Source organism: Maritimibacter alexandrii (genome assembly GCF_005871115.1).
In the GTDB taxonomy this organism is placed as follows: domain Bacteria; phylum Pseudomonadota; class Alphaproteobacteria; order Rhodobacterales; family Rhodobacteraceae; genus Maritimibacter; species Maritimibacter alkaliphilus.
The window spans coordinates 590,391-614,762 of sequence record NZ_SWKQ01000013.1 but is presented as its reverse complement, the minus strand read 5'-3'; the positions used below and the strand labels follow the sequence as shown (position 1 = coordinate 614,762).

Genomic DNA, 24,372 nt, shown 5'->3' with positions numbered 1-24,372 from the left:
GCCCGCGCCATCGTCAGGCGCGGGTGAACTTTTTCGTCCCTTCGCGGAACCCGATGCTGCACGGCAGCGTTGCCTTGCGGAGGGGCGGGAACCGGCTACCCTCATGTTCATAACGCTGCGCGCCCCCGTGATCCGGGCGGATGAGGGGTTGATTGCGTAGCATTCGGTGAGCCACTCCCGGGCTCCCTGGGCCGATCCGCCCCACGGTCGGCCGAGCAACGACAATCCGAAGGGTCTCAGGCCCGAGCAGATGAAAGACAGCGACAGACAGCCGTCATCCGAGCCCTTTTCCCGCGTCGCCGTGATCGGTGCCGGATCGTGGGGCACAGCCCTTGCCACCGTTCTCGCCCGCTCCGGGCGCGACGTTTCGCTCTGGTCGCGCCGCGCCGAATTGGCCGAAGCGATCAACCTGCGGGGCGAGAACCACGATTACCTTCCCGACATAGACCTGCCCCCCGGTATCCGTGCGACGGGTGTGATCGGCGACGCGCTGGCCGGGGCGGAAGCCGTACTGATCGTCACCCCATCCTCGACCCTGCGCGACATCTGCACCGCGATGGCCCCGCATATTCCGCTGGGCATCCCCATCGCACTGGCCTGCAAGGGGATCGAGCGCGGCGCCGGTCTTTTGCTCTCCGAAGTGGTGTCGGAGATGTTGCCGGGCCATCCCGTTGGTGCCGTATCCGGCCCGACCTTCGCGCGCGAAACCGCGCTCGATCATCCCACCGCCGCGACCGTGGCGTTTCCGTTCAGCTATGCCGACCGTCTCGACCCGCATGCCAGCCCTGCCGCGCGTCTCGCGGTGTCGCTGTCGGGCGGCGGTTTCCGGCCCTATGTCTCGGACGACCTTGTCGGCGTCGAGGTCGGGGGTGCGGTGAAGAACGTCATCGCCATCGCGTGCGGCATGATGTCGGGGGCGGGGTTCGCCGAGAACACACGCGCCGCGCTCATCACCCGCGGGATCGACGAGATGAAGCAATTGGCCGAGGCGCTGGGCGGTCGGCGTGAGACGGTCACGGGGCTGGCCGGGGCAGGGGATCTGACCCTCACCTGCTCCTCCGCCACGTCGCGCAACATGTCGCTCGGCACGCAACTGGGGCAGGGGATCGCCCGCCCCGACTGCTTCGACGGCAAGCCGGTCGTCGTCGAAGGCGAGGTGAACGCCGTGTCCGTCATCGACCTTGCCCGTCGGATCGGTGTGCCGATGCCGATCTGCGAAACGGTGAATGCCGTGCTGCACGAAGGCGCGGATCTGGAAGACAGCTTTTCGGCGCTGTGGCGCAGGCCCATCGAGGCCGAACCCCGTGCGCTCGACATCCTTCTCGACCATCCCAGCCCGTCCGCCCGACTGGACTTTGGAGTGACCCGATGAACCTTGCCGCCATGACCACCCCGGTCACGTCGCTCGCCGCGCGGACCTTTACGCTCGCCACCGATCTGGACGGCACTTTCCTCGGTGGGGCCGAGGCGGACCGCAGACGGCTTTATGACTGGATCGAGACGAACCGCGAGACCGTCGGCCTGATCTTCGTCACCGGGCGCGATCCCAAGTTCATCGCCGAGATGTGTGCGAGCGGTGCCTTGCCGTGGCCGGAATACGTCGTCGGTGACGTGGGCACCACCATCGCCAGAGTGAAGGACGGGGCCGTCACGCCCATCGCCGCGCTCGAAGAAGATATCGCGACCCGCTGGCGCGACATGGGCGACACCGTGCGCGCCAAGCTGGGTGGTTCGCCGGGCCTGACGCTTCAGCCGACCGAATTTCGCTATCGGGTGAGCTACGACCTTTCCCCCGAAACCTTCGACGAGTCCGCCAAGACGCGGGTCGAGGCGATGGGGCTGGACTGGCTCATCTCCGACAATCGCTATTTCGACGTGTTGCCCAAGGGGGTCTCGAAAGGGCCGTCGATCCGGCGGCTGGTCGAACACCTCGGGATGGAGGAAAGCCGGGTTCTGGTCGCGGGCGACACGCTCAACGATCTGTCCATGCTCGAATGCGGGCTGCCCGCCGTGGCCGTCGGCAACTCCGAGCCCGAACTCGTGTCCCGCGTCGCGCATCTGCCGCATGTCCACTACGCCACCGCACATGGTGCGGCGGGCATCATGGAAGCCATCGCCGCCTTCGACCTGCACCCCAAGGTGCCCTATGAAAAACCGCTAGGAGCCTGAGATGTCCTCGAACCTCGTCATCGTCTACCACCGCCAGCCCTATACGGAGGTCGAGGTCGACGGGAAAATCGAATACCACGAGAACAAGAGCCCGAACGGGATCGTGCCGACGCTGAAAAGCTTCTTCGGCCGTTTCGACAAGGGGTCTTGGGTCGCGTGGAAAGAGGCCGAAGACCAGAACAAACCCGACTTCGAACGCCGGATCGAGATCGAGGACGATTTCGGCACCTATGGCGTGACGCGCCTGCCGCTGACCCGCGAGCAGGTGAAGAGCTTCTATGAGGTGTCGTCGAAAGAGGCGTTCTGGCCGATCCTTCACGGATTCAAGGAACGCTACAATTACGACCCCGTGGACTGGCCCACGTTTCGCGAGGTGAACTGGGCCTTTGCCGAGGCCGCCGCGGCGGAAGCCGCGGACGGTGCCGTGGTCTGGGTCCACGACTACAACCTTTGGCTGGTGCCGGGCTATCTGCGCCAGCTTCGCCCGGACGTGAAGATCAGTTTCTTCCACCACACGCCGTTTCCCTCGGCGGATATGTTCAACGTGCTGCCGTGGCGCAAGGAAATCCTCGAAAGCCTTCTGGCCTGCGACGTGGTCGGTTTCCACATCCCGCGTTACGTGGCGAATTTCGTCTCGGCCGCGCGGTCGATGTTCGAGGTGGACGTGACGCGGCGGCAGAAGGTCGAGGACGACTTCGCCTCGGAATTCTCGGCCCTTACCGAAGTGTCGGTGCCATCGGAACTCGAATTCCGTGGTCACAAGATCCGGGTCCAAGCCTCGCCGGTCGGGGTGGACGCCGATTACATCGAAGAGGTGTCCCAACGGCCCGAAACCGACAGGATGGCCGCCGAAATCCGCGCGGAACTGGGCGAGCGTCGTCTGCTTTTGTCGGTCGGGCGCACCGATTACACAAAGGGCGGGATCGACCAGTTGGAAAGCTTCGAGCGTATTCTGGAGGCCAACCCCGACATGCTGGGCAAGGTGAAGCTCATGCATGTGTCGGTGCCCGCGAACCAGAACATGACCGTCTATGAGAACATTCAGGCCGATCTGGAGCAGATGGCGGGGCGGATCAACGGGCGGTTCGGCACGCTCGACTGGCAGCCCATCGCGCTTATCTCGCGCGCGATCCCGTTCACCGATCTGGTGGCCTATTACCGGGCCGCCGATGTCGCGTGGATCACGCCGCTTGCCGACGGCATGAATCTTGTCGCCAAGGAATTCGCCGCCGCGCGGGTCGATGGTGACGGCGTGCTGGTGCTTTCGGAATTCGCCGGCGCGGCGGTCGAGATGCGTTCGGCCCTGCTCACCAACCCGTTCTCCGCCCGCTCGATGGACAGCGCGATCGAACAGGCGCTGGCGATGGAGGAGGTGGAGCGCAAGGACCGGATGAAGGCCCTGCGCGAGACGGTCCACAAATACGATATCCGGTTCTGGGCCGATCACCAGATGCAGGCTCTCGGCGGTGACGCCGCCAGGGCGGCGCGCGCCAACGCCGCCTGACGTGCGGGCGGGCTGGACCCGTGCCACTTGTCGCGACTAGGGTGGCGAAAACGACGAGGTGACCCATGTCCGACGCCGCCACGCTGGCCGATTTCATCCGAAGCAAAGCCGGAGACGCGCCGGTCGAAATGGGGCTGATCCTCGGCTCGGGTCTCGGCCACCTTGCCGATGCGGTCAAGGGAACCGCGATCCCCTATTCCGATCTTCAGGGCTTCCCCCAGCCGGGCGTGTCGGGACACAACCCCAAGCTCGTGGTCGGGGATCTGCTGGGCACCCGCGTGGCCATCTTCGGTGCGCGCGCGCATTACTACGAGCATGGCAACCCGGCGGAGATGCGCCTGCCGCTCGAAGTGCTGAAGGCACTGGGCGCAAAGACGCTGTTGCTGACGAATGCCGCCGGATCGACGCGGCTCGACGTGCCGCCGGGCGAGTTGCTGATGCTGACCGACCACATCAACTTCGCAGGCGCCAACCCCCTGATCGGCGAGGCGACGGATGCGCGTTTCGTGCCGCTGGGCGACGCCTATTCGGAACCGATGCGCAAGGCGCTGCACGATGCCGCCGTGGCCGAGAACATCACGCTCGCCGAAGGCACCTATGCGTGGTTTTCCGGCCCCTCGTTTGAAACGCCCGCGGAAATTCGCGCGATCAAGATGCTGGGGGGCGACGCAGTGGGCATGTCGACCGTGCCGGAGGTGATCCTCGCCCGGTTCTTTGGGCTCGAGGTTGCGGCGATCTCGGCGATCACGAACATGGCCGAAGGCATGTCGGACGAGAAACTCTCCCACGCCCATACCAAGAAGATGGCCGTCGCGGGTGCCGAAAAGCTTGAACGCCTCATCCGCAGGTATCTTTCAGAAAAGGCCTAGAAATCACCACTGCGCCCGCCCGGTCATCTGGACAACCGCGGCAAGTTGGCGCAGGAGATGAATATGCAGATCTACCTCCCCATCGCCGAGGTTTCGGTCAACGCCTTCCTGCTCTTGGGGCTGGGTGGTTTGGTGGGGGTGCTCTCGGGCATGTTCGGGGTCGGCGGCGGCTTTCTGATGACGCCCCTGCTGTTCATGATCGGCATTCCACCCGCCGTAGCCGTGGCGACGGGCACGAACCAGATCGTCGCGTCATCGGTGTCGGGCGTTCTGGCCCACCTCAAGCGAAAGACCGTCGATCTTAAGATGGGTTGCGTGCTGCTAAGCGGCGGCCTTGTCGGAGCCGCCGCCGGTGTTCAGCTTTTCGCCTATCTCAGGTCCATCGGGCAGGTCGATCTGCTCGTCACGCTGTCCTACGTCGTCTTCCTCGGAATCATCGGCACGCTGATGCTGATCGAAAGCGTCGGTGCGCTCATGCGGTCGCGCCGGATGGCCGCGCCGAAGCGCAAGAAGCACAACTGGGTCCACAACCTGCCGATCAAGTCGAAATTCCGCACCTCGGGGCTTTATATCTCGGTGATCCCCCCGGTTCTCGTGGGCTTCGGGGTGGGCGTGCTGTCGGCCATCATGGGCGTCGGCGGCGGGTTCATCATGGTGCCCGCGATGATCTATATCCTCGGGATGCCCACCAAGGTCGTCGTCGGAACCTCGCTGTTCCAGATTATCTTCGTCGCGGCCTTTACCACCCTGATGCACGCATGGGAAAATCATACGGTCGATATCGGTCTGGCCGTGCTGCTGATCGTCGGCGGCGTGATCGGCGCACAGGTCGGGGCGCGGATCGGGCTGAGGATCAAGGCTGAGCAGACGCGCATCCTGCTCGCCCTATTGGTGGTTGGGGTCTGCCTGAACCTTGCCGTGGGCCTGCTGGTCGAACCCAAGGAACTCTATTCGATCGGGACGGAGGGCTGAGGGATGCTGCGTCTGGTTCTGATCCTCACCCTATTCCTCGCAGTCCCCGCGCGTGCCCAGCAGGAGCAGATCGTCGCGGGGATGAGCCAGAACCGCGTCGCCATCGACGCGACCTTCGTCGGCTCGGAAATCCTCGTCTTCGGTGCGGTGAAGCGCGAACGGCCCGCGCCCGACAGTGAGCTCGGCGTCGTCGTCGTGATCGAAGGGCCGACGCAGGCGATCACGGTCCGGCGCAAGGACAGGCGGTTCGGTATCTGGATCAACACCGACGAAGTGCGCGTCAGCAACGTGCCCTCGTTCTATGCCGTCGCCACCTCCGGCGTGTTCGACGATGTGGTGAATGAAGAGGCCAACGCGCGGCGCCTCGTCTCGATCGACGAGGCGATCTGGATACTCGACCGGCCCGACATCGCGGACGAACAGGCGTTCGTGGATGCCGTCATTCGCATCCGGGAAGAGGCCGACCTCTACACGCTGAAAGAAAGCTCCATCGACCTCAATCAGGAAACCCTGTTCTCGACCGCCGTGCAGCTTCCCTCGAACCTCGTCGAAGGGCTCTACACCGCGCGTATCTATCTGACCCGGAACGGCAATATCGTATCGGATCACATCTCATACGTGAGTGTGCAGAAGGTCGGGCTGGAACGTTGGCTTTACAACCTCGCCCACGACCAGCCGCTCTGGTACGGGTTGCTGTCGCTCGCCATCGCGATCATCGCGGGCTACGGCGCGTCGACGGCCTTCCGGATGTTCAGCCGGGGCTGAGGTCACTCGGCCGGATCGGCGGACACCATCCAGCGGATGCCGAACCTGTCGGAAAACGCGCCGAAGGCCGGGGCCCAGAACGTCGCCTCCAGCGGCATCCTGATTTCGCCACCGTCGGACAGCGCGTTGAACACGCGCGTCGCCTCGTCCACTGTCGGGAAGCTGACGTGGATATTGCACCCGGCCATCGACGAGAAATCCGTGCCCGAAGGATCGTCGGAACCGTAGATCCAGCCGTCGCCGACCTTGAGTGCCGCATGCATCACCGTCTTGGGGTCGACGCCCGGCATCTGGTCGCCCATCTCCATGATTTCGGGATCGGCGCCGAACACCTCGCCATAGAACGTGAACGCCTCGCGGGCCGTGTTCGAGAAGAAAAGATAAGGAATCGGCTGCATCGGAAACTCCATCAAGACTGCCCGCAGACCCTATCACGCGCCCCGTTGCGGGCGAGGGGTTTTGCACATAGAAGGCGCGGGACAATTCCGAAGGAGACGAGCATGGGCTTTCGCATGGGGATCGTAGGGCTGCCGAACGTCGGCAAGTCGACCCTGTTCAACGCACTGACGCGCACCGCCGCGGCGCAGGCGGCGAACTTCCCGTTCTGCACGATCGAACCCAACGTGGGCGAGGTCGCCGTGCCCGATGCGCGTCTCGACAAACTGGCCGAAATCGCCAAGTCGAAAGAGATCATTCCGACGCGGATGACCTTCGTCGACATCGCGGGCCTCGTGAAAGGCGCGTCCAAGGGGGAAGGGCTGGGCAACCAGTTCCTCGCCAATATTCGTGAGGTCGATGCCATCGCCCACGTTCTGCGCTGTTTCGAGGACGGCGACGTGACCCATGTCGAAGGTCGCGTGAACCCGGTCGAAGATGCCCAGACCATCGAAACCGAATTGATGCTCGCCGACATGGAGTCGATCGAGAAGCGGCTTCAGAACATCGTGCGCAAGGTGCGCGGTGGCGACAAAGAGGCGGTCCAGCAGGAACGCCTGATGAAAGCCGCGATGGAGGCCCTGGAAGCCGGTCAACCGGCGCGCACCGTCGAGGTGGATGCCGAAGACGCGAAGGCGTGGAAGATGCTCCAGCTTCTGACCACCAAACCGATCCTCTACGTCTGCAACGTGGGCGAGGACGAGGCGGCCGAGGGCAACGAACATTCCGCAGCCGTCGCCGAGATGGCAGCGGAACAGGGGGCGGCGTCGGTCGTCATCTCGGCCAAGATCGAGGAAGAGATCAGCCAGCTCGACGCGGAAGAACAGGCCATGTTCCTCGACGAACTCGGGCTGGAACAGGCCGGTCTGGATCGCCTCATCAAGGCGGGCTACGACCTATTGCACCTTCAGACCTATTTCACCGTCGGTCCGAAAGAGGCGCGCGCCTGGACGATCAAGGAGGGCACCGCCGCACCGCAGGCCGCGGGCGTCATTCACGGCGACTTCGAGCGCGGGTTCATCCGGGCCGAAACCATCGCCTATGATGACTATATCGCACTGGGCGGCGAGAACGGCGCCAAGGACGCAGGCAAGATGCGGGCCGAAGGAAAGTCTTACGTCGTGAAGGACGGCGACGTCCTCCACTTCCTCTTCAACGCCTGACGTCGGACCCCGGCATCAGGCCGGGGTGCCTGTCATATCCCCAGAAGGCGGACGCTTGCGGCCACTTCGCCCATGACCCGGCTCAGGGCGGTCAGGGGCTTTTCGGACACGAAGACCACATCGTTCGGCCGAAGCTCGAACCGGGTCGCAAGGACGAGGTTCGCGGCGTTGTAGGCGTTGAGGTGCCAGGCCCGAATACCCTTGCCGTCGCCGGTGCCACGCAGCACGTAGACCTCTCCGATATTGCCCGACGCGTTCGGCACCCCTCCGCCTTCGCTGAACAGCGCGTCCGCAAGGCTCGCCTTGCGTTCGAAGGGCAGGGTGAAGCGGCTCTGCTGCCCGACTTCACCGGCGATATAGACATAGTCCCGCTCGACCGCGTCCAGCTGGATGCGTTGCGCATAGTTGGCGCGCGCTTCGTCCAGTTCGGCGCGACGAATACCGATCTCGGAGTTCAGTTGCGAAATGGCGTTGGCCCGCGCCTGCTGACGCAGCGAATTGACCGTGATCTGTTGCTGGAAGAACGCCTGCGCCCGGTCGAGCTCGTATTCCGTATCGACGTAGATGGAGTCGCCATCCGTGAGGATGAGGCGCTGAATGCTCGGCGTCTTGAGATAGGTTTCGAGCGGGATCTGATACATCGTCCCGTCCCGGTAAAGCCGGATCGACGCGTAATCGAGGTCCTCGGTGTCGATCCCGCCGGCGGCCGTCAGAGCCTCGGCCAGCCGCAGGGGCGATACGGTGATCGGCAGGATCGCGGCGGACTGAACCGCGCCCCCCACGGTCACCCGCTTGGAGTTGAATTCGGACACCTCAAGCGAGAAGTTGGGCACCATGTCCTGATCGACCATGGCGCTGAATATCTCGCTTTCGGCCTCTTGCAGCGTCATGCCGCCAAGGTTGATCCGCCCGATATCCGGGATCGAGATCGAACCGTCATCCTGGATCGTGTAGCCAAGGCGGCGGCTCTGCGCGGCGAGAAGCCCGGTCAGCGCTTCGACGGTGTTGGCCGACTCCGGCGTGGCGAGCGTGATGATGTCGCCCGCGCCAAGCCGGTAAGGGCCCGGGTCGATCTGCGGCGGGATTCGCGTGCTCAGACCCGTGGGGCGCCGTTCTTCGGCGACCGGCGGTTCGGGCAGGGCGCCGAAGCCCGTCGTCGAGCCCGCCGTGCCCGTGGTGCGCGCGAAAATCGCGGGAAGCGTGCGTGGCTGATAGGTGCTCGCGTTCGCCGCGGCGATGCTGTTCGCCGTCATCGCGACGATTTCGACCTCGCCGACCGCCGTCCGTTCGGCGACGATCACGGGCGTCCCGATCGCACCGCATCCGGCAAGGGCCAGAAACAGACCCGTCATTAGAATTGACCGCACGACTGCCCCCCAGACAGGATTATTTTCTCAGTAAGGTGATACCAGCCCTAGCGGTCCGATTGAAGCGACATACTAGGGATATCCACAGGAAACTCCCTGATAGGTCGCGACCACCGTTTCGGCGCGCCCGTCCGGATAGGCGATGATTCCCGACAGCCGACCCGTGGCATAGGCCCCTGTATCCACGGAGATAATACCACCTGCGGCGCGTGCCTCGGGTATGATCGTATGGCCATGCGCGATCCAGAGACGGTCCTCGCGCATTGTGTCGGGAAAGTCACGGTGCCCCCATTTCAACGCGTGTCCCGACTGATCTTCCAGCGGCTTGGTGGGGTCGGCGGCGGCATGAACGATTCCCAGGTTGCCCGACATCGTCCAAAGCGGCATCGCGCGCAGCCAGTTCATCATGTCCGGCCCGAGGGCCTCGGCCAGTGCCGCTGCGGCCTCGGTCACCGCGTCTCCGGTCGATTGCTCCGACAATCCACCGATCCCGTAGCTCGCAAGGGTCTGAAGCCCCCCGAACCGCAGCCACCGCCGCCCATGCCCATCGGGGTCGGTGATGAAGTCGAGCATAGCCTCTTCATGGTTGCCCTGAAGACAGGTGAACCTGTCGCCGTCATCGCGCGGGCGAAGGAGGTCGAGGACCGCGCGGCTCTGCTCCCCCCGGTCGATATAGTCGCCGACGCACACGACGCGCGCCACCTCGTCACGCCCGTCGAGATGGTCGAGCATACGGGACAGCAGCGTGTCGCAGCCGTGAACGTCACCGATGATGCAAAGGGGCTCGGACGGGGCCAGCGGCGCGGCGAATGCGGGCGCGGCGTCTTCCGTATTCGACCGACCAAGGAGCTTGCCCAGAAACCCGACCATGTGCGCACCCCTCGAAACCCGGACAGCCCGCGGCCCATGCGCAGCGAAAGCGCCTGCCGTCCCGGTGATCTAGCATCCCGCTCCGCGATTGCAAAGAACGCGGCCACCGCGAGCGGCCAAGCGGCTTCGATATCGGTGAGGGGCTTATGGGTCGGGGAGAAAGGTCCATGCGAGGGCAGGGACGGGAAGTGGCGGAGACGAAGGGATTCGAACCCTCGAGACGGTTTCCCGCCTACTCCCTTAGCAGGGGAGCGCCTTCGACCACTCGGCCACGTCTCCGCCGACCCGTTTACGGATCAGGCCCAAGGAAAACAAGGGCTTTTTTCGGCGGAATGGAATTGAGACCGACAGCGCCAAATTACCGGGTTTTGGTGGAACTTACCGCGAACTGCACCAGAAAGTGGTGCAAAATCCGTGCAGCCCGTTCGCGCCCTGTTCTTGTTGAGATCAGTGGTGTAGAGAAGATCCGGCGCTGCGAAGAGCCCTGCGAAGGCCGGGATACTGAGCGGCAACCGGCGGCGCAATGGAATGAAGTCTTTTGCAGGGGAAAACATGAGCGAAGAAACCAATTTTCTGAAGTGTGACATCGAGATGGAGGTCGCGGCACCCTCGATGAAGGTGGCCGAAAACTGGGCCGCAAAAGCCTTACGGAAACTCGCCGACCAGATTGAGGCTGGCGAAACGAAAGACGGCCATCACGATATCACGACGAGCTTCGGCAGGAAAATCGGTGAGGTTTACTTCGATTTCTCCGAAGGGTTTCACATCGAGGATGACGGCCAGTACTAGGCGAGGGCATTCGCCTCGCTGCCGCTTGGTCAATCCTACCCGTCCCGATCCGCCGGCGTCACCACCGGCGCGATCTCGACGTTCGTCACGGCCGGCGCCAGAGGCAACCAGCCGAACAGGAAGATCTGACGCGTCCAGATCAGTGAGATCGGCGGCGCTGCGTTCATGCAGCGTTGCACCCGGTCGGGTAGATCATAGCTGACTGTCGGGCCGTTCTCTTTCCGTTATTTGGACGGCCCGACAGGCCGGCTCAATACACGCTACCAGCGCCGCTCAATCGTCAATCACCACGGTATGCGGGACACGGCCCACGGGGATCGACCGGATGGGGCGATAGCTTTCCATGTCGACTAGCGTGATGTCGTCGGACAGGCCGTTGGCGACCACCGCCGTCTGTTCGTCCCGCGTGAGTGCGACCGACCAGGCGCGACGCCCCACGAGCACGTAGGACAGCAACTCCTTCGACACCGCGTCGATGATCGCGATGTGGTTGGCGCGGCCAAGGCTGATGAGGCCGATCTTGCCATCCTGCGTCAGCGCCATGCCCACGGGCGTCACGTCCTCGGGCCGGAAGCCCGGCGGCAGGAACTCCAGCACCTCTTTCACCTCTTCGGTGGTGCGGTCGATGATGTAGATCTCGCTCGACAATTCGGCGGACACCCACAACTCGTCGGTATCCGGTGTCACGACGAAACGGCGCGGGCGGGTGCCGACGACGATGTTGTTGGTGACGACGCCGTTTTCCTTGTCGACGACGTGGATCATGTCGGCCACTTCCGACGTGACATAGACCGTTTCGCCATCGGGCGAGACGATCACACCTTCGGGCTCGGCCCCGGTGGGAACGTCATGCACAGTGATGCGCGCCTCGAGGTCGATGATCTCGAGCATCGAGTCCTCTTCGTTCGAGACATAGATCTGCGTCTCGTCCGGCGAAAAGGCGAACACTTCGGGGCTTGGCCCGGTGGGGATGCCGTCGACGACTTCCAGCGTCTCGACATCGATCACGTCGATGATGTCGTCATCGCCGCAGGCCACATACAAAAGCGTGCGGTCGGCGTTGAACTTCATGTCGCGCGGGCGGCGCGAGGTCTCGATCTTCTTGATGAGGTTGAATTCAGGGTCAAAGACATAGATGTCGTGACTCTTTTCGTTGCTGACGAAGATGCGCCCGGTTTCAAACGCGGACGCGATCGTCGGGACGAGTGCGATTGCGAGGGCGAGAAAGACTGATCGCATCAGCGCACCACGAAAGTGCCGGCGAGACCGCGCTCTTCATACCCTTCGATCCAGAAATCGAAATCGCCGGGGCGGATCGGAACGAACCAGATGTCGATGGTGCCTTCGTCGTCGAATTCGACCGAGTGCAGGCCAAGCGGCTTGACTTCGAGGTCTTCGATCACGACCTGGCTGACCCAGGAATTGCGAAACAGGTCCGGCGCGACGATCTGAAACTCCTCGCCGCCGTCATGGACGATGCGCCAGCGGTAATACTTGCCGGTTTCCAGTTCGAATTGATTGACCGAAAGCGTCAGTTCCGCGCTGTCGATCGCCATATCCGGCAGGCGCTCGGGCTGGCTTGCGAGGTTGCCTTCGGCCAAGAGCGGCGTGGAGCACATAAAAAGAGCGGCGACCGCCGCACTGATCCGACCAAATTTCATTCCGATTCCTCCCATAATTTGCATTTGTGCAATCACTTTGTCCGAACTCGTCATTGGTTACGAAAATGTCGTCAATTGGAGTCGCCAACGATCGAGGGTAAACAAAGCGCCCGTTCCGAGCCGAATATCTTGGCCGTGACACGCGGACCATGCTGAAATCCGATCCTTTGCTCGGCAATCCACACGCCAACTGCGCATCGGCGTGGCATGGTCACTCCGCCTGCCTGATCGTGAACGGGATTGGCTCGTTCTGATACTCGAGAGGCGGCTCACCCTCGATCCAGCCAGGGCAGTGCGTGTACTTCGCGATGAACGTAAAATTCGCGTCCGGCTGCAGCCCTGTCGGTGTGATCACCGTGACGAAAGTGTCTTCCCAGGTCAGCCCGATGTTGCGCCCGGCCGGCGGGTCGACGCGCTCGGCATGGGCGAAGATCTCCGATCGCGGGTTCACGAAGCCCCATTCGACCGAGCCTGGCACAATCTGGCATTCCTTCGCCGGCTCGAGGCGGCGGATTCGGAGCTTGATGCGGCAGGGCTCGCCTTCTTCACAGAAACCAGCCACCGGCCGCGTGCTTACCCTGGACACCTCGAACACCTTGCGCGGCTGCGTCAGTCGGCGCACCGTCGTCTCGACCGCTTCGATCCGTTCGCCCTGCTTCTGGATCTCTCGCGGCATTGTCCCCATGCCGACCAGCCAATCGCGCGCAGGCTCCCAGACCAGAGCGGTGGTCAGAGCCACGAAACCCGTGATGACGATCGTCAGGAATTGCCGGAAGGCGAACTTGATCGCCTCGTCTTTCATCCATGCCTTTCGCGGCATTTGGTTGCCGTTCTCATCCGTCATGCGTCACCAGTCCCTTGATCGCTTCGATTTTGTCGTTGGCCGTGTCCAGCCCCGCACGCAGTCGCAGGGCACACTCACCGAGAGCGCGCTCGGTCGTACCGGCAGCGCAGCGGACGATCACAGGCTCGAGCAGGGTCGGCGGGATCGGCTGTTGGGCGACCGTGGTTTCACCGCACGCTGTCAAGAACAGCACGGCCATAATCGGATAGCGCATCGTCGGCCCCTTCCAGTTCCGCGAACTCGTCGATCCGCGCCTCAAGCGCGGCGTTTCGTGCCTGCTCGGCGCGCAGCTGGTCGTTGGCGACCCTCGCTGCCTCGCGGTAATTCTCGATCGTCGCCTCGGCCCCGCGCAGATCCTCGCGCAGCGCAGCATTCCGGATCGTCAGGTGGTAGATCAGCCAACCGACAGCCAGAGCGGCCGAGACCGCGCCAAGGATGAGCGTCAGGCGCATCAGAGGCCCGACAGGCACAGGCCGCGCTCGTCGGCCCGGCGATTGACCAACCCCTGCCAGACGCGGCCCCCGGCGCGGTTCCAGCGGGGCAGTTCATTGCAGGCGGCCTCCCACTGACCCGCGCGGGCATATCTCGCCAGTGTGGACCGGCAGGCGGCCCCGGTGCCGACATTGTAGGTCCAGCTGGTCAAAGCGGCCTGTACCTCGATCGGCGCGGTCACAAGGGTCGGGATGCACGCGGCGAGCGGGCGGTAATAATCCTCGAGCAGCCGTTCCTCGAGCATGCCAGCGCACTCGGCCGAGCTATGGACGTCGCCAGGCTGCACGCCTTCGGTCTCGCCGTAGCAGACCGTCCAGACGCCCACGACATCGCGGTAGGCTTCAGTTCGCAGCCCCTCCCACTTCGCGGTGATCGGCACGGCCATCGCCATCACGGCGGCGACGACAGCGGCGCCCCCAGCGGTCTTCCGACCGATGGCGCCCGATGTATCGGTCAGAAAGTCGGGCAGGTTCTTCTGCGCGACGATCCGGGCGAGGCCAGCGGCGGCCGCGATAACCGGCGTCAGCACGACCAGCCAGGCGGGCGCTGCTTTGTCGAGAAGCGCGATGACGCCCTGAGCACCCGCGAGCACGAAGGCGATGGCGATGAAGCGCACCGACCAGGCGAAGCGGATCGTTTCTTTCCAATTCGGGATGAGCTGAAACATGGCAGGCCCTTTCGTGGCTGCGCGCAATGCCCGGTCTGGCCGGGTGCCTTGGTGGGAAAAGTGGGGAGAGTGCGGACTAGATCCGGGTGACCCCCGCGAGCGCGAGCGCCCCCTTTGGATCATCGCTCACTATGGTGAGAAGCCGCGCGGGGTCGGCCGCAAGCGGTGCGTTCGGATCGAAGATCGTCACGGCAGCCTGCGCGCGGCCTGCCGCCTCGAGGTCCACACCGGGAGAATGCGCGGGCGCTTCAAGGGCACTCGACGCAGCCTGAAGAAACCCGGCCTTCACCAGCGAGGATGCGACCGCGTATCGGTTCCCACCGGCATCCTCAAAACGAGCCTGCGCAAAGGTGTGGACGTCAGCCGGGCTCTCTCCGACGACCAGCGCCAGCTGGTTCGCGTCCGCCATGAGTGCCTCCGGACACACGAAGGTCGCGCGCATCACATACTCGGTCATAAAGTGCTCCTTACTTTTCGAGGATCAGACCATCGAGCGCGGCGATCACCGTGCTCACGCTGGCGGTCGTTTTCTGCACCCTTTCCAGGCCATCGATGATCGAACGCCCGTCCGACGAACCCGCGTGGACAAGCCCGGTGCCGGGGTCGATGGCCACAGCGTCGACTGCGTTGTCGGTGCCCGTCAGGGTCGCCGCGCCGCCGTTGATGAGGGGGAGTTCGTCGGCGTAGATCTGGGCGATCTGGGCCGCGGTGGGGATCGTGTTTGTCGGACGAACCCCGCGCATCTTCTTGCCTGCCTTCAGCGTCATATCCGCCCCGGAAAAGGTGATGCTTGTCGTCGGGGCTGTTCCGGGCGCACCATCCTCGTAATCCTGCCCGCCTGAAAGGTCATACAGATACAGGTGCGGCTCGCCCGCCACTTCCTCCCACCAGTAGACGCAGCCAGACGAGGAAATATCCGTGTCGAGCGTGACCGTGCAGTCGGCGGATAGCTCGCACCAGACCAACGAGTCCGCTTCGCCCAACTTGGTCTTGGTGATGGTGCCGACGACGATCAGGTCATTGCCGTTCACCGAGCGGTCTTGTTGGGTGACGATAGGGGTGACTTTCACGCTGAGTATGTTGGCAGTTTCATTTCCATCGGGATTAAAGCACCGGATTAGGGCTGACATCGTTGATGCGGTCGCGACCATGCGCCCGGTGTAAGTCCCATCGGCTGTGATGTTATTTCCACCAGTCTCGTCAAACACGAGGTTTTCACCATCAACCCGAAGCCTCAATTCAGAGTTATCGAGATTAGCAGTTCCAGAAACTTCGATCTCGAATTCATAGGTGACGCCAGACGTAGTATCGACGGTGAACGGTAAATCGGTTGTGTTCGTTGCGCCACCTACGCTGGTATCAAGTTCCCAACGACTAGCACTCTGGTTGAATGACCAACTTGCTGCCCCCGTGCCGGTCGGCAACCACCCCGCCGCTTCCGCTGCCGTTTGGTTCGCATACGCAGCGAAGTTGTCCGCAAAGGCGTAGGGCCCGATCACCGTCACATCGTCTATCTTTCCGTTATAACCAGAGACAGCGTTGATCAGGAACGTTGTCGAGGCGTCTCCAGCTTCAAATGAGGCATCATAAGTCCCGTTGTTCTGAATATAGCTGTCGTGGATATTCACCCCGTCAGCCGACAGGATAACCCGACCAGATGTCCGATCCGAGTGGGTAAGCTGGGCGATGTAGTAAGAGCCCGCGACAGTTGGAACGTCTTGGCTCATCTGCCCATTGGCACCGCCCGCGAGCGCCTTCCCGCTGGCGTCCCAAGTGAAGTCCGTCACCGTCCAACCTGACAGGTCCGATGCGAAGTCACCGTTCGTCACGATGTCGGCAGGAACCGCGGCACCCACGATTTCGGTATCGTCGCTGTCTGATAGCCAGCACCCGAGCGGGTTCAGCATCCAGCCGGTGTTATAATCGGTCGTGATCAGGGCCGAAAGTGTCTTGGTGAAGTCGGTCCAGTCCGGGCGATACAGGGCGACCCCGTTGACCGCCTGTTCCGATGCGTTCTGCCCGCCCGTTGCGATCAGATCGTCCATCATGTCGATGGCATAGGCCCGCGTCAGGAGATCGAAGTCACGCTGACCTGCGGTTGTCGAGGCGAGGTTATCGCCAAATCCATCCCCGGCTTCGATCTCAGTCCATGTCGCGAAATACCAGTTCTTGTAGGTATTCTGGGCGTAAATGACGCCATGCTCATTTGCGGCGACCAGAGTGAAACTCAAGGTGGCGAGGCTGTCTGTTACCGTCCCATCGTCGAGAATGACACTCAGACCCCCGGCAGTCCCGACCGCGATAGTCGGCACTTTGAGGCCGGTCGCGCCGTCCGTGGGTGCGTCGGGTTGGACGTAGGCGGCGACGGCGTTGACGGTGTTGTTCACGATCGCCGGGCTGGTCGCAGTCGTGTGCGTCGGGGTTACGGTGCTGTCGCCGTCAGCGAGGTTCAGGACAGTCGCGCCACTCCCGGTCCCGACGACCAGAACGCCCTCGATGCAGGCAACCGAAGAGACTGTGTAGCCGGTGAAATCGTGCGTTTGGTGCAGGGGAAATTCGGGATCCGTCGCATCAAAGATCTTCACCGCCGTCGCTTCAGCCACTGCCACGAAATGAAGCGGATATCCCTCAGCGAGCATGGCCGTACCGCCATCGCTGTCGTCGGCGCTGTCATAAATCGCGACATCCACCGCGTTCAGCATGATCTCCTGCAAGCGCGACAGCGTGCCGCCATAATTCACGCCGGTGGCCTGCCGGGCGAAATACGACACGACCTCGAGCTTCTCGGCCGAGGTCAGCGCCCGATCGATCACAAACCACCCGAGCAGATCCTTCTGCGGCAAGGTCACGGTTCCACTCACGGTCTGATCCTCGTCGATCCAGACTTCGGACTGCGTGACGTAGCCGACCGTGCAGGACGAACCCAGATCACCGAAGGTCACCGTCAGTGCATCGTCGATCTCGTCGTTCTGGATGATCCGGTCGCCGTTCTCAGCGACGATGAGCGTGGGTTTCGCGGCGGTCGTCCCCTGGGTCGCGTCATTGCCGTTGCCCGAGACATCGGCGATATGGCCGATCGGGTCACCCGTACCGGCCGGGGTGGTCCCCGCCGCGTTCTGAAACAGCTTCGACGACACGGTCGTGAACCAGGCCCCGTCCTCACCCGACGAATAGAACTGGCGAAAGAAATTTTGTTTGGCCGCGAACTGCGACGCGAGCCGCGACATTGCGAGCGAGACACCGATGGTCATGGGGTTTGGCTCCGGGTCAGGGTGCGATGGCGACGAACACCGTCACGGCGTCCGTGTCGGTGGACATGATCTGGCCAACCGATGTCGGAAAAAGCTCATTCGCCAGAAGGTTGACGGTCAGGGCATTCCCGTACTGGTCCTTGAACGTGACCTGCGCATCTGTCTCAACCCGGATGGCCGTGCCGATGGTTTCGGCTCCGTCCTTGCCCAGGATGTTCGGCGTAGAGTCATGCTTCGTGGGCGTGATCCAGTAATCGACCATGCCCGAGAGTGCGGCGAAGCGGTCGGCCGCGAACATCTCGCGCGCGTTGAATGGGTTACTCATGAGGGTGTCCTCTTGGAGGTTTCAAAATGGAGGGCAGGGTGGGCTATGAAGGCCAATGGCTCGCATCTCGATAGTCCTGCGGAATCGGATCGGCATTCAGGAGTGCCTCTTGCGCCGCGAGGATCGGCCCGATCGCCGCCTTCAGCGCCGCATCCTTGGCGATGATGGTCTGCGCCATCTCCGTCGCTGAAAGCCCCCTTGGCGAGGCCAGCGCTTCGACCAGCGACGAAGTCCCGCCGTCCACGACGACAATCCGCGCCTCGGCCAGCTGGCCCTTCCACGTCTCACGCTCGAGGTCGCTGTATTCCGCCACGAGCGCGGCGAGGCGACGGCGCCCCTCCTGCCGCACCAGACCAGGGAGATCCTCCGCCGGAATGTCCTCCGGTGGGGGTGGGGCGAACGTCGCGCCATCCCAACTGAAACCCGGTCCGGCCGGACCCGTTGCCTCGGTAACCGCGATAAGTCCTTCCGGCTCCCGGCCGGGCACATAATTGCGAACGGCCTCGACGACACCATCGACGAGGAATGCGAATTTCTGTTTTTCAGGCATGGCTCACTCCGAATATTCAAAAATCACGATGATCCCGTCGGCGCCGTCGCCGCCATCCGCATTTGCCACGGCGCCGAGCGCGGCAGCACCGGAACCGCCTCCACCATTGCCCTCACAAGCAAAGCCTTGCGCGTTGGTGCCGGCCACGTCGACGTGACCACCTTTCTCGCCCTCGCCGAACCGCGATCCGGCCCCATCACCACCCATTGCGATGCCCGCACCGGAAAATTCGTCGGACGGGATCCCGAAACTGTTGGAGCCTGAATTTCCTTCGAAAGAGGTCGACGCGAGTATCGACGTGCCGGTGCATGTGGTCACGTTGCCGCCGTTGCCACCCGCAGCCGTGTGGGCATTGGTGTCGACCTGCGTCTCGGCACCGTAGCCGCCCTCAACGGAAATCGTCAGCCCGGCTCCGCTGTCTCCGTTCGACATAAGCGACGACAGGCCGCCGTTGGAGCCGTTCGTGTCCGTTCCCCCGTTGCCGCCTGTGCCTCCTGCGCCGCACACGCCCGCATAGCTCGCCGCGTCAAGCGTAAAGTAGACATCCGCTTCCGCCCCGGCGCCACCGCCACCGCCAGAGCCTGCCTCCGAGCCTGTGGTGTCCCCGTCAGCGCCTCCACCACCGCCACCAGCACCGACGACCTGCGCCCGCGCGCGCACGGCGCCAACGGTCGGCGTATAAGTAAACGATCCGGCGGTGTCGAACACCTGCATCGCAATCAGGCGCCCCGCGAAGTCGGCATCCAGATCGATGCCAAGCTGCGCGGCCGTCACCCCGTGCGGGTTGTCAGTGTCCTCGAGATGAGACACGGGAAACCCACCGACGAGATCCCAATTCGAGCTGTCGAGGCTCGGATCGGTCGACGACGTGAAGTCGGCGGTCGCCTGATAGAGTTGAAGGTCGATTGGCGACCAGACGCGGTCCCCAACCTCATATGCCGTGCCGGTCACCCATTCGAGCGCGTTTGTCGCGTTCTCGAGGCTCGCCAGAAGCGCGGACATCCAGACGAGAGCTGCGTTGATCTCACCGATCGTCGTCCCGGATAGCAGGTTCCAGACATAGAACGCATAAGCGTGGAACGTCTCCGGCTCGTTCGGATCCGGGATCTGATCGGTGTCGAATTCGGTAAGGCTTGGCGTGGTCATCAGATCACCCCCTGACAGGTCACTGGAAAGATGAAGTTTGCGGGCATGTTCGACGGCACCTCGATGTCCAGCAGGAAGCCGAAATTCACGAGCTCGGGCGCGAGCGTGGCCTCATAGGTCACAACCGCGACACCATCGACCGCGTCGAGCACGTTCTCGATCGACTGGAACGTCGACCGGGCAGCCTTGACCTCGTAGGTCACGTTGCGCGCAATTGCCCGCTTTGTGGCCGTCGTGACCCCGAAGGCATCGGTGGTGAGCTCGGTATAGGTTCGCCGCCGAGCCTTGGTCTGGTCGCTGATCAGGGTGCGCCCGATCACATACTGGCGCCCTACGACGAGCATGCCGAGCGCAGGCGATGAGCCCTCGATCGTCAGCTTTATGGTGGCACCAGCGGGCGCGAAAATGTTCTCGATCACGGTTCGGCGGATCGAATTGAAGAACACCGCGTTATACCACGACCACCAATCCGACACCGGCTCCGGCGAAGTCTCAAGAGTGGTCGACTGGATGACCTCGCTGTCGACGATGACCTCGATCGTCGTGTCTGTCATATTGAGACCAAACAGGGCGATGGCATTTGAGAAGGCATCAACCGTGACCTCGAGCACGAGCGGCGACGTCCCGGTGGTCTGCGTCCCCAACTGGCCATCGATGAACTTGCGGATGTTGGTGGCCGACACGAGGATCCAGCGCGCGCCTTCCAGAGCCTGCACCTCGTCGGAGGGGTCGTAGCCGAGGTTGCTGTCGATCGACGAGACGTAGATGAAGCCCTCCCAGATCACGTAGTCGCCGATGGCATAGGTGGTCGCGTTGTCCCACTCGGGATGATCGTCCTCGTCTTCTGAGGCCGACGCGAGGGTGAGAGTGTTGGGCTTAATGAGTTTCACGGCGTCACCCCAGAGCCGTCTCGAAGGCGAGATCCTCGGTCGCGACGGCCGAGCGCCCGAGCGCCAGCTTGATGTCCCGCAAGAGCTCGGTCTGGCGCGAGAGCTCGGCGTTCTGCGTGTCGATGAGCGTGTTGGAGTAACGTCCGGCGTTCGAAATCTCGTTCGCCAGCTTCGCCTCCCAGGCGGTCCCGTAGCCGCCCGCGTCGAGGTTGTAGGCGCTCCGGAGCGCACCGCTGGCCTCGAGCACGGTCGCGGTCACCTCCACGAACACCGGCGCGATGCCAAGGAGTGCGGCATAGGCCTCGCGCCCGGCCTTCGTCATGAGGTTCTGGCCGGTCACCAGCGCCTTGAAGCCCGCCATCGTTTCGGGCAGGGCGAGGTTCAGATCGGCAAACACCTCGGCGATCTGGCTGCGCATGTAGGCGAGCTTCTCCTCCTGCGAGAAGAACGTCTCGAAGAACGCGGCCGTCTGCGTGGTGAGCGCACTGAACGTGCCAAACACACTCACAAGTTCGTCGGCGAGGTCGCTGCGCACCCGCATGCCAACCACGCCGAGGATCCGGACCACCTCGCGCGCCTGTTCGGCCTGCGCCTCGAGAATGTCGGTGATCTGGTCGAAGGTCGGCGCGATATCGAGCAGGGCGGTGAAGGCCCGGCGCCCCGACTGCGTGAGCAGGTTCTGCGACTGCACGAGCGCGCGGAACGCCTCGTCGGTCGTCGGCACGGCCCGGCCGAGCTCGCGGAACGTCCCGGCGACCTGACGGCGCATGTAGGCGAGTTTTTCCTCGTCGGAGAAGAACCCGTCGAAATACGCGCCGGTTTTCGAGGCGAGGGCCTCGATCCCGCCGACACGCTCGGCGAGATACTTGGCAGACCGGCCGAACTTGCCGAGATCCGCCGCGCCCGCTTGGCGCGACGAGGCCGCGAACAGATCGAAGTCCTTGGAAATCGGGTCGAGCACGGCCTGCACCCCGACCAGGGCCTCGGCCGCCTGCGCGCCCATCTTGGCGATCGCGTTGGACAGGGCGCCCGCATACTCCTTGAACATCTGCTCGACCCGCGCCTCGATCTCGTTGGCCGAGAGGTTCTCGGTCTCGATCCGCCGCATGGTCATCTTGACCCGGTCGAGCAGCTCCTCCGGCACCGAGATGCCGAGTTTCGCGTAGAGCTCGGTCACGGTCTTCTGAACCTTCGAGGCCTGCCGGTTGAGCGAGCGGGCCAGCTGCGCGGGCAGGTCGCGCTCTTCATCGAACTGGTTTTTGAACAGGCCCCAGAACGTGGTGCGTTCGAACTCGTCATAGGCCGACCCGGTGACCTGCCCGCCCTCGACGCCGAGTTTCAGGCCCGAGCCGATCTGGGTCTTTTTCGAGAAGGTCGCGATCAGATTGATTCCGGCGATCACGGCACCGATGATCGGCAGGGCGCCTGTGACGGCCGTGCCGAGCGCGGCGAGGCCACCGCCCGCTGCGAGACCCGAAAGTCCGCTCGAGACCTGCTGGAAGGCCGTCGTGAACCCGGCCGCGATGCCGCCCGGGTTGAACACCGCCTGCGACAGGGCCTGACCGGCGGCCGACTTGAAGCCGCTCCAGGCGTTCTTGAAAGCCGAGTCCGGGTTCGACACGAGATCCTGCAGGAAATTCTGTCCGACGCCCTTCAGAGCCTTGGTGGCGTCGAAGGCGGCATCCTTCGCGCCCGCGAGCTCTTCCTTCATGCGACGGGCGCCTGCGGCCCCGGCCTCGCCGAGCGCCTCACCGGCCGCGCCTGCGGCCTCGAGGTTGGTCTCAAGCACCTGCGCCTCGACGGCCGTGTCCTCGACGCCGTCCGTCATATCGGAGATCGCATCCTGCACACCCGGGGTGCCGCGCGTGATCCCCCGCTTCAGGCCCTCGGCGATGAACTCACCGATCTTGCGCATGACGAGCGATGGCGACTTGATCCCGAGTTTGTCGCGCACCCACTGCGGCAACTTCGCGCCAAGCTCGTCCATCTTGGCCTTCAGGCCCGCCCACGCGGCATCGATGCCCGCGCGAATCCCGTCGATGATGTTGCGACCGACCGATTGCGCGGCCTCCCAAACGGTCGACGCGACACCGCGTACGGCATCGGCCAGACGCGGGCTCAGGGTCTCGATGATCGCCATCGCGCCCTCGACCATGCCCGCGAGACCATCGCGGATAAGCGCACCGGCAGACACGAACACGTCGCCCAAGGCCGAGATCCCGGCCCGGGTGGTTTCGACCAGCTGCTCGAGCGCCGCCTTGTAGGGCGCCACGAGTTCGAGCGCATAGCGCCGCAGGAGCTCGGCGATCGCGGCGAGATTGGTGTCGGTCGCCGCGCGCACCTCCTGCCACTTCTCGACCGCAACAGTGGCGATCGAGCGGAACAGACGGATGATCGACCGAAGCGACAGGTAAAGACCGCCCGCGACCGCCACGACGCCCGCGATGATCGGAACGACGGTCGCCAGCGCGCCCGCGAACGGCGCCAGCGCGATGGTGGCGAGACCGATGCCTGCGATCACCGGGCCGAGGGCCACGGCAATCGCCGCCGACACGGAAACAAACTTCTGCGCCTTGGGCGAAAGGTTCTGGAACCACTCGGCCAGATCCACCAGCTTGTCGGTGATCTTGGTGAGGATCGGAATGGCCGCCTCGGCCAGCTGCGTAAACACCGGGATGAGGCCGACCAGGGCGGCCTGCATCTTGGTTCGAAGGATGTCGCCGACGAGCCGGAACTCTTCACGCGAGCGGCGCGCCGCGTCGATGGTGCGCTGGTCGAGCACGAGCCCGAGCTCGGCCGCCTTCGCCGCCATGTCCGAGATCGCGCGGCCGTAGTTGTCGAACATCTCGGTGAGCAGGGTGGCGTCCGACGCCATCGCCTCCATGTAGAAGGTCATCTCCTGCTGGCTGACACCGGCCTCCTTCAGGGACCGGATGTAGAGCCCGAGCGCTTCCTCCGAATTGAGCCCGACGAAGGCATCTTTGGTGATGCCGACCTTGGGCGCGATATTCTCGAAAAAGTCCTTCATCGGACCGCCGCCGGTCTGCAGGAAATCGCCGACCCGGTCGTTCACGTCCTTGAGGATATCGGCCAGCTTTTCCTGCTCGACGCCGAACCGGGTCGCGGTGAGCGACAGCACCTTGAACCGGCCCGCACTCAGGCCCGCCATCCGCGCGACGTTGTCGAGCTCGATCATCGCGTCGGCCGCGCGCATGGACATGGCGGTCAGCCCGGCCGCAGGCGCTGTGATCGCGGCCGTCATGACCGCGCCCACGTTGCGCATGCCCTTGCCGATATTGGTCATCGTCCGGCGTAATTCGCGCGCCCGCTTCTCGGCGCGATCCGCACCTTTCTCGAACGCCCCCGTCTCCAGCGACAGGACGGCGCGCAGCATGCCGACCAGGGCCTTGCTCATTGGATGGTTTCTCCGGTGGTCGAGGTGTGCATGAAGCGGATCATCCGCTCGATTTCGGCGTCCGACTGTGCCGGGCGACGGCCCGCGCCGGTGATGATCCGGTCGGCAGGTGGATACTTGGCCGGGGCGTTCACGCCGACCGCGACCAGCTGGCCCGTGAGCCAAGACTGGAGCTGGACGAGGGCGCGCTCCCGATCGAGCCGCGCCCCCACCCCTTTCAGGATCACG

At 63.8% G+C, this 24,372-nt stretch carries 26 protein-coding genes and 1 tRNA gene; 8 read left to right on the top strand and 19 right to left on the bottom strand.

Annotation, left to right across the window (positions count from 1 at the left end; all coding sequences use genetic code 11):
- The first annotated feature begins 250 nt into the window (after window positions 1-250).
- The 6 genes from FCT00_RS15615 (at window position 251) to FCT00_RS15590 (ending at window position 6,279) form a co-directional block, all read left to right on the top strand.
- The gene (locus FCT00_RS15615; RefSeq protein ID WP_235889113.1) at window positions 251-1,372 is read left to right on the top strand and encodes an NAD(P)H-dependent glycerol-3-phosphate dehydrogenase; all 1,122 of its coding nucleotides are present in this window, start codon (window positions 251-253) and stop codon (window positions 1,370-1,372) included.
- Between the two features lie 11 nt (window positions 1,373-1,383).
- Window positions 1,384-2,169, top strand: a complete 786-nt coding sequence (locus FCT00_RS15610) for an HAD-IIB family hydrolase (protein WP_138423742.1) — start codon at window positions 1,384-1,386, stop codon at window positions 2,167-2,169.
- A gap of 1 nt (window position 2,170) precedes the next feature.
- The gene (ggpS, locus tag FCT00_RS15605; RefSeq protein WP_138423741.1) at window positions 2,171-3,673 is read left to right on the top strand and encodes a glucosylglycerol-phosphate synthase; all 1,503 of its coding nucleotides are present in this window, start codon (window positions 2,171-2,173) and stop codon (window positions 3,671-3,673) included.
- Window positions 3,674-3,738: 65 nt separating this feature from the next.
- Window positions 3,739-4,542, top strand: a complete 804-nt coding sequence (locus FCT00_RS15600) for a purine-nucleoside phosphorylase (protein WP_138423740.1) — start codon at window positions 3,739-3,741, stop codon at window positions 4,540-4,542.
- A gap of 63 nt (window positions 4,543-4,605) precedes the next feature.
- On the top strand, window positions 4,606-5,514 hold the full coding sequence (locus FCT00_RS15595; RefSeq protein ID WP_040884677.1) for a sulfite exporter TauE/SafE family protein: 909 nt from the start codon (window positions 4,606-4,608) through the stop codon (window positions 5,512-5,514).
- 3 nt (window positions 5,515-5,517) lie between these two features.
- Window positions 5,518-6,279: a TIGR02186 family protein gene (locus tag FCT00_RS15590; protein WP_008330958.1), complete on the top strand. Its 762-nt coding sequence runs from the start codon at window positions 5,518-5,520 to the stop codon at window positions 6,277-6,279.
- 2 nt (window positions 6,280-6,281) lie between these two features.
- On the opposite strand, the gene FCT00_RS15585 is transcribed toward FCT00_RS15590, so the two are convergent.
- Window positions 6,282-6,677, bottom strand: a complete 396-nt coding sequence (locus FCT00_RS15585) for a VOC family protein (protein WP_138423739.1) — start codon at window positions 6,675-6,677, stop codon at window positions 6,282-6,284.
- 102 nt (window positions 6,678-6,779) lie between these two features.
- Between FCT00_RS15585 and ychF the strand changes: the two genes are divergently transcribed.
- Window positions 6,780-7,877, top strand: a complete 1,098-nt coding sequence (gene ychF, locus FCT00_RS15580) for a redox-regulated ATPase YchF (protein ID WP_008330948.1) — start codon at window positions 6,780-6,782, stop codon at window positions 7,875-7,877.
- A 32-nt stretch (window positions 7,878-7,909) separates the two neighbouring features.
- Here the strand turns inward: ychF and FCT00_RS15575 are convergent, their stop codons facing one another.
- The 3 genes from FCT00_RS15575 to FCT00_RS15565 all read right to left on the bottom strand — a co-directional run bounded on the left by FCT00_RS15575 (window position 7,910) and on the right by FCT00_RS15565 (window position 10,393).
- A complete protein-coding gene (locus tag FCT00_RS15575; protein WP_138423738.1) occupies window positions 7,910-9,229 on the bottom strand; it encodes a polysaccharide biosynthesis/export family protein in 1,320 nt (439 codons plus the stop codon).
- 87 nt (window positions 9,230-9,316) lie between these two features.
- On the bottom strand, window positions 9,317-10,114 hold the full coding sequence (locus tag FCT00_RS15570; protein WP_138423737.1) for a metallophosphoesterase: 798 nt from the start codon (window positions 10,112-10,114) through the stop codon (window positions 9,317-9,319).
- Between the two features lie 189 nt (window positions 10,115-10,303).
- Window positions 10,304-10,393: transfer RNA gene (locus FCT00_RS15565), tRNA-Ser, on the bottom strand.
- A gap of 273 nt (window positions 10,394-10,666) precedes the next feature.
- Here FCT00_RS15565 and FCT00_RS15560 point away from each other — a divergent pair.
- Window positions 10,667-10,903: a hypothetical protein gene (locus tag FCT00_RS15560; protein WP_138423736.1), complete on the top strand. Its 237-nt coding sequence runs from the start codon at window positions 10,667-10,669 to the stop codon at window positions 10,901-10,903.
- A 35-nt stretch (window positions 10,904-10,938) separates the two neighbouring features.
- Here FCT00_RS15560 and FCT00_RS21770 read toward each other — a convergent pair whose 3' ends face one another.
- The 15 genes from FCT00_RS21770 to FCT00_RS15490 all read right to left on the bottom strand — a co-directional run bounded on the left by FCT00_RS21770 (window position 10,939) and on the right by FCT00_RS15490 (window position 24,371).
- Window positions 10,939-11,070 (bottom strand): hypothetical protein, encoded by a 132-nt coding sequence (locus tag FCT00_RS21770; protein WP_268920927.1) that lies wholly within the window; start codon window positions 11,068-11,070, stop codon window positions 10,939-10,941.
- 106 nt (window positions 11,071-11,176) lie between these two features.
- Window positions 11,177-12,142, bottom strand: coding sequence for a PQQ-dependent catabolism-associated beta-propeller protein (locus FCT00_RS15555; RefSeq protein ID WP_138423735.1), 966 nt, complete (start codon window positions 12,140-12,142; stop codon window positions 11,177-11,179).
- The gene (locus FCT00_RS15550) at window positions 12,142-12,564 is read right to left on the bottom strand and encodes a cupredoxin domain-containing protein (RefSeq protein WP_138423734.1); all 423 of its coding nucleotides are present in this window, start codon (window positions 12,562-12,564) and stop codon (window positions 12,142-12,144) included. The genes FCT00_RS15555 and FCT00_RS15550 overlap by 1 nt, the downstream gene beginning before the upstream one ends.
- A gap of 211 nt (window positions 12,565-12,775) precedes the next feature.
- Window positions 12,776-13,408, bottom strand: coding sequence for a hypothetical protein (locus tag FCT00_RS15545; RefSeq protein ID WP_138423733.1), 633 nt, complete (start codon window positions 13,406-13,408; stop codon window positions 12,776-12,778).
- Window positions 13,398-13,592: a hypothetical protein gene (locus FCT00_RS15540; protein WP_138423732.1), complete on the bottom strand. Its 195-nt coding sequence runs from the start codon at window positions 13,590-13,592 to the stop codon at window positions 13,398-13,400. The genes FCT00_RS15545 and FCT00_RS15540 overlap by 11 nt, the downstream gene beginning before the upstream one ends.
- Entirely contained in the window at window positions 13,576-13,860 is a 285-nt protein-coding gene (locus FCT00_RS15535; protein WP_138423731.1) for a hypothetical protein, read from the bottom strand. The genes FCT00_RS15540 and FCT00_RS15535 overlap by 17 nt, the downstream gene beginning before the upstream one ends.
- Complete coding sequence (locus tag FCT00_RS15530) at window positions 13,860-14,567, bottom strand: lysozyme (protein WP_138423730.1); 708 nt, start codon at window positions 14,565-14,567, stop codon at window positions 13,860-13,862. The genes FCT00_RS15535 and FCT00_RS15530 overlap by 1 nt, the downstream gene beginning before the upstream one ends.
- A gap of 76 nt (window positions 14,568-14,643) precedes the next feature.
- Window positions 14,644-15,024, bottom strand: a complete 381-nt coding sequence (locus FCT00_RS15525; protein WP_138423729.1) for a hypothetical protein — start codon at window positions 15,022-15,024, stop codon at window positions 14,644-14,646.
- 10 nt (window positions 15,025-15,034) lie between these two features.
- Window positions 15,035-17,818: an autotransporter outer membrane beta-barrel domain-containing protein gene (locus tag FCT00_RS15520; RefSeq protein WP_138423728.1), complete on the bottom strand. Its 2,784-nt coding sequence runs from the start codon at window positions 17,816-17,818 to the stop codon at window positions 15,035-15,037.
- A 16-nt stretch (window positions 17,819-17,834) separates the two neighbouring features.
- The gene (locus tag FCT00_RS15515; protein WP_138423727.1) at window positions 17,835-18,143 is read right to left on the bottom strand and encodes a hypothetical protein; all 309 of its coding nucleotides are present in this window, start codon (window positions 18,141-18,143) and stop codon (window positions 17,835-17,837) included.
- Between the two features lie 43 nt (window positions 18,144-18,186).
- Window positions 18,187-18,693: a hypothetical protein gene (locus tag FCT00_RS15510; RefSeq protein ID WP_138423726.1), complete on the bottom strand. Its 507-nt coding sequence runs from the start codon at window positions 18,691-18,693 to the stop codon at window positions 18,187-18,189.
- A gap of 3 nt (window positions 18,694-18,696) precedes the next feature.
- On the bottom strand, window positions 18,697-19,839 hold the full coding sequence (locus FCT00_RS15505; protein ID WP_138423725.1) for a glycine-rich domain-containing protein: 1,143 nt from the start codon (window positions 19,837-19,839) through the stop codon (window positions 18,697-18,699).
- Complete coding sequence (locus FCT00_RS15500; RefSeq protein WP_138423724.1) at window positions 19,839-20,729, bottom strand: hypothetical protein; 891 nt, start codon at window positions 20,727-20,729, stop codon at window positions 19,839-19,841. The genes FCT00_RS15505 and FCT00_RS15500 overlap by 1 nt, the downstream gene beginning before the upstream one ends.
- Window positions 20,730-20,733: 4 nt before the next feature.
- A complete protein-coding gene (locus tag FCT00_RS15495; RefSeq protein WP_138423723.1) occupies window positions 20,734-24,144 on the bottom strand; it encodes a phage tail protein in 3,411 nt (1,136 codons plus the stop codon).
- Window positions 24,141-24,371: a hypothetical protein gene (locus FCT00_RS15490; RefSeq protein WP_138423722.1), complete on the bottom strand. Its 231-nt coding sequence runs from the start codon at window positions 24,369-24,371 to the stop codon at window positions 24,141-24,143. The genes FCT00_RS15495 and FCT00_RS15490 overlap by 4 nt, the downstream gene beginning before the upstream one ends.
- Window position 24,372 lies beyond the last annotated feature (1 nt).

Coding starts and splice junctions, on each gene's coding strand:
- FCT00_RS15570 (WP_138423737.1), bottom strand. CDS start 10,114: ATGGTCGGGTTTCTGGGCAAGCTCCTTGGTCGGTCGAATACGGAAGAC.
- FCT00_RS15615 (WP_235889113.1), top strand. CDS start 251: ATGAAAGACAGCGACAGACAGCCGTCATCCGAGCCCTTTTCCCGCGTC.
- FCT00_RS15610 (WP_138423742.1), top strand. CDS start 1,384: ATGACCACCCCGGTCACGTCGCTCGCCGCGCGGACCTTTACGCTCGCC.
- FCT00_RS15560 (WP_138423736.1), top strand. CDS start 10,667: ATGAGCGAAGAAACCAATTTTCTGAAGTGTGACATCGAGATGGAGGTC.
- FCT00_RS15505 (WP_138423725.1), bottom strand. CDS start 19,839: ATGACCACGCCAAGCCTTACCGAATTCGACACCGATCAGATCCCGGAT.
- ychF (WP_008330948.1), top strand. CDS start 6,780: ATGGGCTTTCGCATGGGGATCGTAGGGCTGCCGAACGTCGGCAAGTCG.
- FCT00_RS15590 (WP_008330958.1), top strand. CDS start 5,518: ATGCTGCGTCTGGTTCTGATCCTCACCCTATTCCTCGCAGTCCCCGCG.
- FCT00_RS15510 (WP_138423726.1), bottom strand. CDS start 18,693: ATGCCTGAAAAACAGAAATTCGCATTCCTCGTCGATGGTGTCGTCGAG.
- FCT00_RS15535 (WP_138423731.1), bottom strand. CDS start 13,860: ATGCGCCTGACGCTCATCCTTGGCGCGGTCTCGGCCGCTCTGGCTGTC.
- FCT00_RS15520 (WP_138423728.1), bottom strand. CDS start 17,818: ATGACCATCGGTGTCTCGCTCGCAATGTCGCGGCTCGCGTCGCAGTTC.
- FCT00_RS15515 (WP_138423727.1), bottom strand. CDS start 18,143: ATGAGTAACCCATTCAACGCGCGCGAGATGTTCGCGGCCGACCGCTTC.
- FCT00_RS15525 (WP_138423729.1), bottom strand. CDS start 15,024: ATGACCGAGTATGTGATGCGCGCGACCTTCGTGTGTCCGGAGGCACTC.
- FCT00_RS15495 (WP_138423723.1), bottom strand. CDS start 24,144: ATGAGCAAGGCCCTGGTCGGCATGCTGCGCGCCGTCCTGTCGCTGGAG.
- FCT00_RS15585 (WP_138423739.1), bottom strand. CDS start 6,677: ATGCAGCCGATTCCTTATCTTTTCTTCTCGAACACGGCCCGCGAGGCG.
- ggpS (WP_138423741.1), top strand. CDS start 2,171: ATGTCCTCGAACCTCGTCATCGTCTACCACCGCCAGCCCTATACGGAG.
- FCT00_RS15550 (WP_138423734.1), bottom strand. CDS start 12,564: ATGAAATTTGGTCGGATCAGTGCGGCGGTCGCCGCTCTTTTTATGTGC.
- FCT00_RS15545 (WP_138423733.1), bottom strand. CDS start 13,408: ATGACGGATGAGAACGGCAACCAAATGCCGCGAAAGGCATGGATGAAA.
- FCT00_RS15530 (WP_138423730.1), bottom strand. CDS start 14,567: ATGTTTCAGCTCATCCCGAATTGGAAAGAAACGATCCGCTTCGCCTGG.
- FCT00_RS15600 (WP_138423740.1), top strand. CDS start 3,739: ATGTCCGACGCCGCCACGCTGGCCGATTTCATCCGAAGCAAAGCCGGA.
- FCT00_RS15575 (WP_138423738.1), bottom strand. CDS start 9,229: ATGACGGGTCTGTTTCTGGCCCTTGCCGGATGCGGTGCGATCGGGACG.
- FCT00_RS15555 (WP_138423735.1), bottom strand. CDS start 12,142: ATGCGATCAGTCTTTCTCGCCCTCGCAATCGCACTCGTCCCGACGATC.
- FCT00_RS21770 (WP_268920927.1), bottom strand. CDS start 11,070: ATGAACGCAGCGCCGCCGATCTCACTGATCTGGACGCGTCAGATCTTC.
- FCT00_RS15595 (WP_040884677.1), top strand. CDS start 4,606: ATGCAGATCTACCTCCCCATCGCCGAGGTTTCGGTCAACGCCTTCCTG.